This is a genomic window from Acinetobacter sp. ESBL14 (assembly GCF_036668815.1).
In the GTDB taxonomy this organism is placed as follows: domain Bacteria; phylum Pseudomonadota; class Gammaproteobacteria; order Pseudomonadales; family Moraxellaceae; genus Acinetobacter; species Acinetobacter gyllenbergii.
In genome coordinates this window covers 86,496-100,211 of record NZ_JAZEVS010000008.1, presented here as the reverse complement: position 1 = coordinate 100,211, position 13,716 = coordinate 86,496, and the positions used below count along the sequence as shown (strand labels likewise).

General features: G+C 44.5%; 10 protein-coding genes. 8 read left to right on the top strand and 2 right to left on the bottom strand.

Annotated elements, in window-relative coordinates:
* Nucleotides 1–24: 24 nt before the first annotated feature.
* Genes galU through galE form a run of 4 tightly spaced genes read left to right on the top strand, consistent with a single transcriptional unit; the run spans nt 25 to nt 4,862 of the window.
* Complete coding sequence (gene galU, locus V6E90_RS19870; protein ID WP_032861086.1) at nt 25–900, top strand: UTP--glucose-1-phosphate uridylyltransferase GalU; 876 nt, start codon at nt 25–27, stop codon at nt 898–900.
* 17 nt (nt 901–917) lie between these two features.
* Nucleotides 918–2,177 (top strand): nucleotide sugar dehydrogenase, encoded by a 1,260-nt coding sequence (locus V6E90_RS19865; protein ID WP_023271027.1) that lies wholly within the window; start codon nt 918–920, stop codon nt 2,175–2,177.
* Between the two features lie 2 nt (nt 2,178–2,179).
* Nucleotides 2,180–3,853 carry a glucose-6-phosphate isomerase gene (gene pgi, locus V6E90_RS19860; protein WP_016542516.1) on the top strand — a complete coding sequence of 558 codons (1,674 nt, stop codon included), beginning with the start codon at nt 2,180–2,182 and terminating at the stop codon, nt 3,851–3,853.
* Nucleotides 3,846–4,862, top strand: coding sequence for a UDP-glucose 4-epimerase GalE (gene galE / locus V6E90_RS19855; RefSeq protein WP_023271026.1), 1,017 nt, complete (start codon nt 3,846–3,848; stop codon nt 4,860–4,862). Before pgi ends, galE begins: the two co-directional genes overlap by 8 nt.
* Before the next feature lie 51 nt (nt 4,863–4,913).
* Here the strand turns inward: galE and V6E90_RS19850 are convergent, their stop codons facing one another.
* The gene (locus tag V6E90_RS19850; protein WP_332606271.1) at nt 4,914–6,284 is read right to left on the bottom strand and encodes a phosphomannomutase CpsG; all 1,371 of its coding nucleotides are present in this window, start codon (nt 6,282–6,284) and stop codon (nt 4,914–4,916) included.
* Nucleotides 6,285–6,664: 380 nt separating this feature from the next.
* On the opposite strand from V6E90_RS19850, the gene lldP reads away from it, so the two are divergent.
* From lldP to dld, 4 genes are all read left to right on the top strand, one after another.
* On the top strand, nt 6,665–8,332 hold the full coding sequence (lldP, locus tag V6E90_RS19845; protein WP_171068323.1) for an L-lactate permease: 1,668 nt from the start codon (nt 6,665–6,667) through the stop codon (nt 8,330–8,332).
* A gap of 19 nt (nt 8,333–8,351) precedes the next feature.
* A complete protein-coding gene (lldR, locus tag V6E90_RS19840; protein WP_332606270.1) occupies nt 8,352–9,104 on the top strand; it encodes a transcriptional regulator LldR in 753 nt (250 codons plus the stop codon).
* A complete protein-coding gene (gene lldD / locus V6E90_RS19835) occupies nt 9,101–10,252 on the top strand; it encodes an FMN-dependent L-lactate dehydrogenase LldD (protein WP_332606269.1) in 1,152 nt (383 codons plus the stop codon). The genes lldR and lldD overlap by 4 nt, the downstream gene beginning before the upstream one ends.
* Before the next feature lie 321 nt (nt 10,253–10,573).
* A complete protein-coding gene (dld, locus tag V6E90_RS19830; RefSeq protein WP_332606268.1) occupies nt 10,574–12,280 on the top strand; it encodes a D-lactate dehydrogenase in 1,707 nt (568 codons plus the stop codon).
* 59 nt (nt 12,281–12,339) lie between these two features.
* On the opposite strand, the gene V6E90_RS19825 is transcribed toward dld, so the two are convergent.
* Nucleotides 12,340–13,554 carry an amino acid aminotransferase gene (locus tag V6E90_RS19825; RefSeq protein ID WP_332606267.1) on the bottom strand — a complete coding sequence of 405 codons (1,215 nt, stop codon included), beginning with the start codon at nt 13,552–13,554 and terminating at the stop codon, nt 12,340–12,342.
* Between the last annotated feature and the right edge of the window lie 162 nt (nt 13,555–13,716).

The following is a 13,716-nucleotide window of genomic DNA, read 5'->3' as shown; positions in this document are numbered from 1 at the left end:
TTTATTTTTTAAGTAATAATGATGATGATCAAAAAAGCAATTTTACCCGTCGCAGGTTTAGGTACCCGATTCCTACCAGCAAGCAAATCTATTCCAAAGGAAATGGTGACCGTTGTTGACCGTCCCGCAATTGAATATGTAGTTCGAGAGGCTGTTGAAGCAGGTATTGAACAAATTATTTTAGTGACGCACTCATCAAAGGCATCAATTGAAAATTATTTTGATCGTAATTTTGAGTTAGAAACAACCTTAGAGCAGAAAAAGAAGTTTGATCTGCTGAAAGAGATCACTGATATTTTACCAAAACATGTCAGTGTTATCAGTGTGCGCCAACCACAGCCTTTAGGTCTTGGGCATGCGGTATTGTGTGCTAAAGATATTGTAGGTGATGAGGCTTTTGCCGTGTTATTACCTGATGTTTTAGTTAAAAATCAGACTGCTGAGAATGATTTATCTCTGATGATTCAACGGTTTGATCAATCTCAGGCTGCACAGATTATGGTTGAGGCTGTGCCAGATCATTTGGTCGACCAGTATGGCATTGTAGATGTAGCTGTTTCTCCAAATGAAGGTGAAAGTATCGTCATGCAGGGTATTGTAGAGAAACCTGCAGTAGGTACCGCGCCTTCAAACTTGTCTGTTGTTGGTCGTTATATCCTACCTGCTCAGATTATGGAGCTGCTAGCACATACCCCACGTGGGGCGGGCAATGAAATTCAACTGACTGATGCGATTGCAGCATTACAGCAATCGGAAGCGGTTGAAGCGTATCGTATGAAGGGGCAGACCTTTGACTGTGGTAGTAAGCTGGGTTATCTAAAAGCTGTATTACACTATGGGATTGAACATCCAAAACTTGGCGAAGATTTTAAAAGCTTAATCAAAGAGCTGGCTCTCTAGATTGGGGGCAAATGTTTATGAAAGTTGCAATTTTTGGTAATACTTTATATGCAGGCGTCATGTCTGCATTATTGTCCGAATCTGGGCACTTTGTATATTGGTGTTCTCAACTTGATGGGAATGTGGAGGGGCAGCAATATTCATTTCATGATGAAAATGTCAGCCATCTTCTGGAAAAACAGCGGAACAGCGGTTTCTTAAGTTATCGTGAGTTGGATGGTATTCCGCTGGATATTGATGCCTATTTATTTAGTTTTAATCAGACTCAAGAACAGCAAGTTTTTCAACTACTGCAATCTTTAAAACAGCGCCCAATTATTCATCCGAAGTTAATGATCAATGCTTCAACTTTTGGTTTGCAGGGTACTGAGCGCTTTAAGCAAATTCTTTCTGAAGATGACTGGGTGTATTTGCCAGATACGATTCAGGAAGGGAATGCTTTACATAGTTTGACTCAGGCCAAACAGCTGATTGTGGGATGTACTCAAACCGATGTTCAGATTAAAGTCAAAGAACTGCTTCGCCCTTTTTTCCCTTTAGCGCAGCAATATCTGTTTATGCCAATTTTAGATGCCGAGTTTACCAAACTTAGTATCTCGGGCATGTTGGCGACACGAATTAGCTATATCAATGACTTGGCCGTGGTCGCTGAGAAACTCGGAATTGATATTGCTTCTGTTCGACAGGGCATGGCAGCGGATAACCGGATTGGCTCAGCTTACTTGGCGCCAGGTGCGGGTTTTGGTGGTGAAAATTTTTCTCATGATATTTTGACACTCTCCAATACCGTTGCAAATACTGGGGTAAAAAGCCAGTTGTTGGGTCAGGTCTGGGAAATTAATGAGCAACAGAAAGAAATCCTATTTCGTAAGCTATGGAATTATTACCATGGTGATTTACAAGGGAAATCTGTTGCGATTTGGGGAGCTTCTTTTAAGGAAAATACCTCAAGTATTCAGCAGTCCCCAATTCATCAAATGCTTGCAGCACTTTGGGCTCAAGGTGTAACGGTTCATCTGCATGATCCGCAAGCTTTAGATGAAATAAAACAGATGTATGGACAACGCGAGAATTTGATTCTTTGTGAAGATCAATATGATGCGGTCAAAAATGTGCATGGTCTTTGCGTGCTGACCGCATGGAAACAGTATTGGAGCCCAGAGTTTAAACAACTTGAGCAGCTCATGGCGCATCCGTTAATTTTGGATGGTCGTAATATTTATAATCCGGACTATGTTAAAGCACAAGGTTTTGCATATATGGGGGTGGGACGTTAATGATGGTAAAGCAGATTCAGCCCTTTGCAGTCAAGGAGCAGGTTTCAGTGCTTGAGCATTTGTCATCTTTAAAACAGCAATTTAAAGAGATCCATCTAAAAGCATTATTTGCAGAAGACTCAACACGATTTAAACGTTTTTCAGTTGAATATGATCAAATCGTTTTAGATTTTAGTAAGCATCGTATAGACCAGACGATTTTAAATGGTTTGGTGGATTTGGCTCAGGCGCAAGATTTAAAAGGCTGGATCAAAAAGCTCTTTTCATCTGAACCGATTAACTATACTGAACACCGCGCAGCGATGCATTGGGCTTTACGCTTACCACAATCGAGTTCAGATTTTACTGAAGTGAATCATCAGGTACAGCAGCAGCTAGAACGTATGTATGCTTTGGTGGATAAAATCCATGCAGGGCAGTATCGTGGTGCGACGGGTGAGGTGATTCAAGATGTAGTCAATATTGGTGTGGGTGGCTCTGATCTCGGCCCACTCATGGTGACGCATGCACTCTCCGACTTTAAGGTCGCGACCACAAAAGCTTTAGATGTGCATTTTGTTTCGACCATGGATGGCAGCCAGTTATCTGAGTTATTGCATCAACTCCGTCCTGAAACAACCTTATTTATTATCTCGTCAAAATCCTTTGGCACCATTGATACACTTTCCAATGCACAAACCGTGCGTCAATGGTTAGAAAAGGCATTGGGGCATAATGACAAGATTCTGCAAAATCATTTTATCGGGGTTTCGACTAAGCCTGACAAGATGACAGAGTGGGGCATTGCTGCTGATAAACAGCTGTTGTTATGGGATTGGGTCGGCGGTCGTTATTCACTGTGGTCATGTATTGGTTTACCAATTGCCCTGACCATTGGCGTTGAGGGATTTAAGCAACTGTTAGCAGGTGCTTATGCGATTGACCAGCATTTTCAATCCGCACCATTTCAGCAGAATATTCCTGTTTTGATGGGGCTTTTAGGTGCGTGGAATAACAATTTTCTGGATATCCAGACCCATGCAGTTTTACCGTATGATGGCCGTCTCAAATATTTCGCCGCTTATTTGCAGCAGCTTGAAATGGAATCTAATGGTAAATCGATTCAACGCAATGGAGAAAAGGTCAGTTCAGCCACTTGCCCAATTGTGTGGGGCGAGGTTGGGCCCAATGCACAGCATGCCTTTTATCAGTTGCTGCATCAAGGCACGCACTCCGTCAGTTGTGACTTTATTGCCCCTGTGAAACGCTATAATGCTAATCAGTTTACCTATGCTGAAAGTGCAGAGGCCTTGGCTGAGCAGCATCATTTGGCTTTATCCAACTGTTTAGCACAGTCGCGCCTGTTGGCTTTTGGGAATCAAGCCTTGGCAGCAGATGAACTGGAAGATTTACCAACGTATAAACAATATGAAGGCAATCAACCCAGCTCCACTATTTTACTCAAAGAGCTGAATCCTTATAGCTTAGGGATGCTGATTGCGATGTATGAACATAAGGTTTTTGTGCAGTCGGTATTGTGGAATATTAATCCCTTTGACCAATGGGGCGTTGAGAAAGGCAAAGAAATTGCCAATCAGCTGTTACCGATTTTGAACCGTGAACAGGATGATCTCTCTAAATTTGATGCATCAACACAAGGTTTGTTGAAAATATTATTAGGAAAAACAGATGGCTAAAATTTTAGTGACGGGTGGTGCGGGCTATATTGGCTCCCATACTTGTTTAGAGTTGCTTACTGCAGGTCACGAGGTGATTGTTTTCGATAACCTCTCAAACAGCTCAGATGAATCTTTAGGTCGAGTACAAGCATTAGCAAATAAAAGTTTGGTGTTTGTGCAGGGTGATATTCGCAATCAGGCTGAGTTAGATTCAGTTTTCCAAGACCATCAGATTGATGCGGTCATTCATTTTGCTGGTCTGAAAGCGGTTGGTGAAAGCCAGCAGATTCCATTGGCTTATTTTGATAATAATATTGCGGGTAGTATCCAGCTGGTCAAGGCGATGGAGCGCGCAGGTGTATTTAGCCTGGTATTCAGCTCATCTGCAACGGTTTATGACGAAGCCAATGTGTCGCCTTTGAATGAAGATATGCCAACGGGAATGCCAAATAACAATTATGGTTATACCAAACTTATCGTTGAGCAAATGCTGCAAAAACTTGCACAAGCAGATGCACGCTGGTCGATTGCTTTACTTCGTTATTTTAATCCTGTCGGCGCGCATAAAAGCGGTCAGATTGGTGAAGATCCGCAGGGGATTCCAAATAATCTCATGCCGTATGTCACACAGGTCGCAGTGGGCCGTCGTGAAAAATTGTCCATTTATGGCAATGATTATGACACTGTAGATGGTACTGGTGTTCGTGATTATATCCATGTGGTGGATCTGGCGAATGCTCATTTGTGTGCTTTGAATAATCGTTTATCTACACAAGGCTGTCGTGCTTGGAACATTGGCACGGGCAATGGCTCATCGGTATTACAAGTCAAAAATACCTTTGAGCAAATCAATGGTGTGCCTGTTGCGTTTGAATTTGCACCACGTCGTGCAGGTGATGTTGCCACTTCTTTTGCAGACAATACGCGTGCATTGAGCGAGCTCGGTTGGCAGCCTCAATATACCTTGGAAGATATGCTGGCGGATAGCTGGAATTGGCAGAAGCAGAATCCCAACGGCTTTAACTGAATGTTAAAGCAATAAAAAAGGAGCAATATGCTCCTTTTTTATTGGGCTGAATTAACCCTGAATTAACCCAGTTAATTCATCAACATAATGTTGCATCGGTTGCGGATTTTGATCGGCACGGCTTTCAATATTTAAACGCAGTAAAGGCTCGGTATTGGAAGCACGGACATTTAAACGCCATGCACCAAAATCAAGGCTCACCCCATCAGTACGGTCCACTTGCGGATTTTGATCGGCATAATGATCAAAGATCTTTTGTACGGTGGCTTGGGTATCTGCCACTTTAAAGTTGATTTCACCACTACACGGGAATTTGGCAATCATGTTTTCAACCAGCGTTGAGAGTGATTGGCCTGTTTCCGAGAGTAGGGCAATAGTCAGTAACCAAGGAATCATACCGCTATCGCAATAGGCAAAATCACGGAAATAGTGGTGCGCGCTCATTTCACCGCCGTACACGGCATTGTGTTCACGCATGACATCCTTAATAAATGCATGTCCAGATTTAGATTGTACTGCGATGCCGTGGTATTGATCGACGATGTCAAAGGTATTCCAGACCAAACGTGGGTCATGCACAATTTTTTCACCAGCCTGTTTGATCAGGAAGGCCTGTGCCAATAAACCAACGATGTAATAACCTTCGATAAATTGCCCTTTTTCATCAAACAGGAAGCAACGGTCAAAGTCGCCATCCCAGGCAATGCCCATATCGGCTTGATGCTGAAGTACGGCATCACGCGTACTGTCTCGGTTTTCAATGAGGATTGGGTTCGGGATACCATTCGGGAAAGTGCCATCTGCTTCATGGTGAATTTTAATGAACTCAACGGGAATGTTCAGTTGTTGGAATTTTTGTTCGATGGCATCAATCACATGACCTGCTGCACCGTTGCCTGCATTGACCACCAGTTTAAGCGGTTTAATTTTTTGTGGATCAATATAGGTCAGAAGGTGATCAATAAACTCAGGCAAAATATTATAGTTTTGCGTTGTGCCTTTTTGCGATACTTCGTTAAATTGGCCAGTTTCAGCCAATGCCTGAATTTCTTTTAATCCCGTTTCTGCGCTGATTGGACGTGCATTCTCACGCACCAATTTCATCCCGTTGTAATCCATTGGGTTGTGGCTGGCAGTCACTTCAATCCCACCTTGTACATCAAGATGGAAGGCAGCGAAATAGACTTCCTCAGTCCCTGTCATACCGAGATCAAGTACATTTACTCCTGCATCATTTAAACCCTGAATGGTTGACTGTTTTAGGCCTTCGCTACTTAAACGGATATCACAACCGATCACAACCGTTTTTGGTTGATAGATTTGTCCATAGGCACGACCAATGTTATAGGCAATCTCTTCATTCAGTTCTGTGCCGAGTTTGCCGCGAATATCGTAGGCTTTAAAGCAAGTCAGTTGCGTCATATTTTTCAATTCAATTGCTGTTTTGAGTTGTGAACAGATTATACAGATATCGTCTAAAAGTCATATTTATAGTTTTGTCTTTCGCGATTGGTAACCCGAAGTACACAAATGGAATACTGCTCGGGATATTTTTTATCAGACTTTAGTCGAATGCTGAAAGCCCACAGCAACAGAAAAGGGTTGATTTGATTTTAATTATTATTGGTCTTACCAATATTGGTGGGTGATTGGTGGTTGCGCCTGATAATTCATGTAATTAAGATAAACGACTTGTGTAAATGGATAAATTTTGCCAATAAAATTTATATTGGTCATACCAATATTCGTGATGATGTTTTGTCTCGAAGTGAAAACAAAATAGCGCCCAGCATTTCAAGGAGATGAGAATGCTTAATGTGTGGCAACAACTTTATGATCCTTTGAATAATATTTGGTTATCCAGTGCCGTTGCGCTGATTCCGATTATCTTCTTCTTTCTGGCTTTGGCGGTATTTCGTTTAAAGGGCAGTATTGCGGGGACCTGTACGGTCATTCTTGCCCTTGTCATCGCTTTAGTGTTTTATCAGATGCCAGTAGAAATGGCATTTGCTTCCGTGGTTTATGGCTTTTTTTATGGTTTATGGCCGATCTCTTGGATTATTATCGGGGCGGTGTTCCTGTATAAAATTTCGGTAAAAACGGGGCAGTTTGATGTGATTCGCTCCAGTATTTTATCGATTACTGAAGATCAGCGCCTACAGATGCTGTTGGTAGGTTTTGCCTTTGGGACCTTTTTAGAAGGTGCGGCAGGCTTTGGTGCCCCTGTTGCGATTACGGCAGCCCTGCTGGTTGGCTTGGGCTTTAAACCGCTATATGCGGCGGGCCTTTGTCTGATTGTGAATACGGCACCTGTGGCCTTTGGTGCCATGGGGATTCCGATTATTGTGGCGGGGCAGGTGTCGGGTGTCGATACCATGGAAATCAGCCAGATGGTCGGTCGCCAGTTGCCTTTTTTAACCATCATTGTGCTGTTCTGGATTATGGCGATCATGGATGGTTGGCGTGGCGTGAAAGAAACTTGGCCTGCGGTACTGGTCGGTGGTAGTGCCTTTGCGATTGCACAATATCTGACCTCGAACTTTTTGGGACCCGAACTGCCTGATATTACCGCTGCAATTGCCTCATTGGTCAGTTTGACCTTGCTGTTCCGTGTCTGGAAACCGAAACATATTTTCCGTTTTGAAATGACTGATGAACAAGCAGCTAGCTATGCGGCCTCATCACAACAGCGTTATAGCATTGCTCAGATTGCCAAAGCATGGTCGCCGTTTATGATTTTGACGCTGATGGTGACGATTTGGAGTATCAAACCATTCAAGTCATTATTTGCCAAAGACGGTGCCTTGGCGGATTGGATTTTTAAAATCGAAGTGCCTTATCTGCATAAGTTGGTGGAAAAAATGCCGCCGATTGTGTCTGAAACCACGGCCTATGAAGCGATTTATAAATTCGATTGGTTCTCTGCCACAGGCACTGCCATTTTTATTGCGGCGATCATCACCATCATTTTCCTGAAAATGAAAACCCGTGACGCGGTCAGTACCTTTGCTGAAACATTAAATGAGTTAAAAACCCCAATTTATTCGATTGGCATGGTATTGGCCTTTGCCTTTATTGCCAATTACTCAGGCCTGTCTGCGACCTTGGCTTTAGCACTTTCACATACAGGGCATGCCTTTACTTTTTTCTCACCCTTCTTGGGTTGGCTGGGTGTCTTCCTGACGGGTTCCGATACCTCATCCAATGCCTTGTTCTCGGCATTGCAAGCCACCACAGCGCAGCAAATCGGTATTCCAGAAGTGTTACTGGTGGCTGCCAATACCAGTGGGGGCGTAACCGGCAAGATGATTTCACCACAATCGATTGCGATTGCCTGTGCCGCGGTGGGTTTGGTTGGAAAAGAATCGGACTTGTTTCGTTTCACGGTAAAACATAGCATCATATTTACTGTCTTTGTCGGCATCATTGTCACGGTTCAGGCTTATCTGGTGCCGTGGATGATTCCATAACGCTAATCAAGGAAATGTGATGAGAATCTCCGATCAAGTGGTCAAGAAATTACAGGCACTCATTGAGCAACGCCAGATGAAACAAGGTGATCGCTTACCTGCCGAGCGTCAACTGGCGACCAGCTTAGGCGTATCTCGTCCGTCCTTGCGTGAAGCGATTCAACAGTTGAATAGTCAGGGGGTGTTGAGTAGCCGCCGTGGTGATGGGACCTATATTCAACAATTACCCGAGCAGTGGCCGCAACAGCTCATCGTCAATCCGATCAGTCATTTGATTGAAGAAGATCCACTGTACCGTTTTGATGTACAGGAAGCGCGTTTGTTGCTTGAAGGCGGCACTGCATGGTACGCCGCATTGCGTTCAACACCTGAAGATCGTGCCAAAATTCATCATTGTTTTGATGAGATCAGCCGTTATCAAAATGCAGGTGATTCAGCTCGGGCGGCAGTGGCAGATGCAGAATTTCATTTAGCGATTGCGGAAGCCTCACACAATATTGTGCTGATCCAAATGATGCGTAGTTTGTTTGACTTGCTGCAATACAACGTCTTGCTCGGACGGAACAAAGTTTATAACCATCCTGTCAATGGTGACTTGCTCAGCGAGCAGCATTTTCAGGTGATGGATGCGATTGATCGTCAAGATCCCGAAGCTGCACGCCAAGCGGTGTGTGGGCATATTGAATTTGTGATTAATCATGTACGTGCTCTGGGCGAAGATGAAGCGCGCCAGAAACGTGCAACACGTTTAACGAGAGTGGACTCAAAATGATTATTTCTTCTGGCAATGATTATCGTGCTGCGGCACAACGTCGTTTACCGCCATTTTTATTTCACTATATCGACGGTGGTGCCTATTCAGAACATACCTTAAAGCGCAATGTGCAGGATCTTTCTGACATCGCCTTGCGTCAACGGGTGTTGAATGACATGTCCGCGCTGAGTCTGGAAACCAAACTGTTTAATGAAACCTTGTCGATGCCTGTGGCATTGGCACCTGTGGGTTTAACCGGTATGTATGCGCGTCGCGGTGAAGTTCAGGCGGCAGTGGCAGCCGATCAAAAAGGGATTCCATTTACTTTATCGACAGTTTCTGTCTGTCCGATTGAAGAAGTGGCACCTGCAATTCAGCGTCCAATGTGGTTCCAGCTCTATGTGTTGCGTGATCGTGGCTTTATGCGTAATGCCCTGGAACGTGCTAAAGCGGCAGGTTGTTCAACACTAGTGTTTACCGTGGATATGCCAGTGCCGGGTGCGCGCTATCGCGATGCGCATTCAGGTATGAGTGGTCCAAATGCGGCGATGCGTCGTTATATGCAGTCTATGTTTCATCCGCATTGGGCATGGAATGTCGGGATGTGTGGTCGTCCGCATGATTTGGGCAATATCTCGAAATACTTAGGTAAACCGACTGGGCTTGAAGATTATATCGGCTGGTTAGGTTCTAATTTCGATCCGTCGATTTCATGGAAAGATCTGGAGTGGATTCGTGAGTTCTGGAATGGCCCGATGGTGATTAAAGGCATTCTAGATCCTGAGGATGCCAAAGATGCAGTCCGTTTTGGTGCAGATGGCATCGTGGTATCCAATCATGGTGGGCGGCAACTGGATGGGGTGCTGTCTTCTGCGCGGGCTTTGCCTGCGATTGCTGACGCGGTGAAGGGTGATCTGGCGATTCTGGCTGATTCAGGTATTCGTAATGGTCTGGATGTGGTGCGGATGTTGGCCTTGGGTGCGGATACGGTGTTATTGGGTCGTGCCTTTGTTTATGCCTTGGCAGCAGCAGGGGGGCAAGGGGTGTCTAACTTGCTCGATCTGATTGATAAGGAAATGCGTGTGGCGATGACCTTAACAGGGGCTAAGTCGATTCAAGAGATTAATGCGGATTGTTTGGTACAGGCAATCAAACAAGGTTTTTAAAAATAATTTGCTAAGTGATGCAGTAGGCACGGCCTCCAAGTCTGGTGACATGCTTATGTCTGAGGTATAGGCATTTGTCACTTTTGAAGGATCAAAAGTAACCAAAAATCCTCTATTCCGATGACGGTACTTCCCTGCTACCGCATCGGAACAGGCGGCATCCTTGCCGCCAACTGTGATAGTAAATACAGGGCTGATTCAAATTAGTGAATCAGCTAGTCCAATGATAAATGACAAACCGTAAGTCCCTGCCGTGCTGATCTAGTTTTAGCATGCATAAGATATAGCTAGATTTTATATGTATGACCCAAAGGAGCCATCATGCAAACATTTTCTCCCAAAGCAGTGATTGGTCGTTTACAGCAGATTGTTGGACGTCAGCATGTACTGAGCGATGATCAAAGTACCCGCCAGTATCGGCAAGGTCGTCGTTTTGGTGAGGGTAAAGTCTTTGCAGTAGTGATCCCTGGCACCTTGCTGGAACAGTGGCAGGTGCTGCAAGCAGCAATTGACGCGGATTGTATCGTCATCATGCAAGCGGCCAATACGGGCCTGACTGGTGGTTCAACCCCCTATGGCGATGATTATGACCGACCTGTGTTGATAATGAGTACGCGCCGTTTAAAAGGCATTCAAGTGATTCATAAGGGTCAGCAGGTGATTTGCTTGCCGGGGGCGACCTTGGACGATCTGGAACAGATACTCAAAGGCTATGATCGTGAACCGCATTCGGTGATTGGTTCTTCCTGTATCGGTGCTTCGGTGCTGGGTGGTGTTTGTAACAATTCTGGCGGTGCCTTGGTACGCCGTGGGCCTGCTTATACGGAGTTGGCACTATATGCGCAGGTCAATGCCCAAGGTCAGTTGGAGTTGGTGAATCATCTGGGGGTGAACTTGGGCGCAACGCCAGAAGAAATCCTGACCCGTTTAGAACAGCAGCAATATCAAGCCACAGATATTTTGGATGATGCAGAAAAACAGGCATCTGATCAGCGTTATGCGCAAGATGTTACCCAAGTCGATGCCGATAGCCCTGCACGTTTTAATGCTGATCCCTCACGTCTGTTTGAAGCCTCGGGCTCGGCAGGAAAAGTCTGCGTATTTGCGGTACGTCTGGATACCTATGAAAAGGTCGAGAGCAATGTCTTTTATATCGGCAGCAATGATGCCGACGACCTGACCGCGATTCGCCGTTATTTATTGACTTCATTGCCAAGCTTGCCGATTGCAGGGGAATATATTCACCGCGATGCCTATCATATCGGTGAAAAATATGGCAAAGATACCTTTCTGTTTATCGAGAAATTTGGCACAGCTAATGTGCCGAAAGCTTTTGCATTAAAAGACAAGGTCGATGGCTTTTTAGAAAAATTTAAAATCAAAGGGCTGACCGATCATCTTTTACAAGCGGTCACTTCGTTGTTACCGAGCCATTTACCGAAACGGATGACCGAATATCGTGATCGTTATGAACATCATCTGATGTTACGCGTTGAAAATAATTGCAAAGCCCAGACCGAGCAATTTTTACAAGACTATTTTGCGGTGCATGCTTCGGGCAATTTCTTTGTCTGTGATGCGGATGAAGGGCGTAAAGCCTTTTTGCATCGTTTTGCCGTGGCAGGTGCCGCAATTCGTTATCGTGATACCCATCGGGATGAGGTAGAAGATATTGTGGCGCTAGACATCGCTTTACGCCGCAATGACCGTGAATGGGTCGAGCAATTGCCTGTGGAGATGGAACAGCAGATCATACATAAGCTCTATTATGGGCACTTTTTCTGTCATGTCTTTCATCAAGATTACATCCTTAAAAAAGGCAATGATCCTTTAGCGATGGAACATCAGATGTGGCAATTGCTAGATGCCCGCCGTGCTGAATATCCTGCCGAACATAATGTCGGTCATTTGTATATTGCCAAGCCTGCATTGGCCAATTTCTACCAGAAACTTGATCCGAATAATTGTTTTAATGTCGGGATTGGACAGACTTCTAAATTAAAATATTGGGGCAAGGCCAAGTCCTGACTTTAAATAAAACAGGAAATAAAAAAGGCGCTTCAAGCGCCTTTTTTATGCGTGATAACTTAAGCGGTTGCAGCAGATTTTGCTAAAACTTCAGCCACTGCTTTGGCAACTTTGTATACGTTGTTCATGTTCAGGCCTGCAACACAGATACGACCACTGCGTACCAAGTAGATTGCATATTCTTCACGAAGAATGTCCACTTGCTCAGCGGTTAAACCGGTATAGCTGAACATGCCTTTTTGATTCACAAGGTAGCTAAAGTCACGCTCAGGAAGGGCTTTAGTCAACTCATCTTTTAAGATGCTACGCATTTTGATAATACGCTCACGCATCTCTTTGACTTCGCCTTGCCATTGTTGATTCAGATCAGCGTCATTTAACACTTGATCAACCAACCATGCACCTGTTGTTGGTGGGCTAGAGTAGATACGACGTACCGTTGCTTTCAACTGACCGAATGTGCATTTTGCTGCTTCAGCATCGTCACATACGAACGTTAAACCGCCAACACGCTCACCGTAAAGTGAGAAGATTTTTGAGAACGAGTTGCTGACAATAAAGTTCAGACCTGATTGGTCTAGGGCACGGATGGCATAAGCATCTTGTTCCATACCATCGCCGAAACCTTGATACGCGATGTCGAGGAATGGAATCAGGTTACGTTCTTTTAATACCACAATCACTTGATCCCATTGTGCTGGATTCAAGTCTGCGCCTGTTGGGTTATGGCAGCATGGGTGCAATAACACAATGCTTTGTTCTGGCAATGTTTTCAGTGTAGACAACATCCCATCAAAATCAACGCCACGTGTTTCAGCATCGAAGTATGGGTAGAAGTTGCTCTTGATGCCTGCACCATTGAAGATGGCAACGTGGTTATCCCAAGTTGGCTGGCTGACCCAAACTTCTGAATTTGGGAAGTAGGTTTTTAAAAAGTCTGCACCGACTTTTAATGCACCAGAACCACCCAACGTTTGAATTGTTGCAACACGACCTTGTTGAATTGCAGGGCTGTTTGCACCAAACAATAAGGCTTGAATCGCATCACGGTAAGGCTTGAAACCTTCCATTGGTAAGTAAAGCTTGGTTTGCGTATTTTTAGGTGCAATACGTTTTTGTGCTTCGATAATGGTATCAAGCTGAGGAACGATACTGTCTTCGTTATAGTACAAACCAATACTGAGGTTGACCTTTTCAGCACGTGGATCAGCATTGAACTGTTCCATCAATGAAAGGATCGGATCGCCTGCATAAGGTGGGATATGTTGAAACATTAACAATGTCCTTTTCTTCAACAAAGTGCATAGATGTCTGGGGAGGTTGGCGCTTCAGGAGCGGAACCTTTGATGCCCAATAATGTATCAATAAAGGCTGCATGAAGCACGCTGTTATTTACATTTTGGTGCAGTATTTACTTACAAAATTTGTCGCTACGA

Bases quoted from the DNA above. Each gene is read 5' to 3' on its own strand.
- galU (WP_032861086.1), top strand. From the start codon at position 25: ATGATCAAAAAAGCAATTTTACCCGTCGCAGGTTTAGGTACCCGATTC.
- V6E90_RS19865 (WP_023271027.1), top strand. From the start codon at position 918: ATGAAAGTTGCAATTTTTGGTAATACTTTATATGCAGGCGTCATGTCT.
- pgi (WP_016542516.1), top strand. From the start codon at position 2,180: ATGGTAAAGCAGATTCAGCCCTTTGCAGTCAAGGAGCAGGTTTCAGTG.
- galE (WP_023271026.1), top strand. From the start codon at position 3,846: ATGGCTAAAATTTTAGTGACGGGTGGTGCGGGCTATATTGGCTCCCAT.
- V6E90_RS19850 (WP_332606271.1), bottom strand. From the start codon at position 6,284: ATGACGCAACTGACTTGCTTTAAAGCCTACGATATTCGCGGCAAACTC.
- lldP (WP_171068323.1), top strand. From the start codon at position 6,665: ATGAGAATGCTTAATGTGTGGCAACAACTTTATGATCCTTTGAATAAT.
- lldR (WP_332606270.1), top strand. From the start codon at position 8,352: ATGAGAATCTCCGATCAAGTGGTCAAGAAATTACAGGCACTCATTGAG.
- lldD (WP_332606269.1), top strand. From the start codon at position 9,101: ATGATTATTTCTTCTGGCAATGATTATCGTGCTGCGGCACAACGTCGT.
- dld (WP_332606268.1), top strand. From the start codon at position 10,574: ATGCAAACATTTTCTCCCAAAGCAGTGATTGGTCGTTTACAGCAGATT.
- V6E90_RS19825 (WP_332606267.1), bottom strand. From the start codon at position 13,554: ATGTTTCAACATATCCCACCTTATGCAGGCGATCCGATCCTTTCATTG.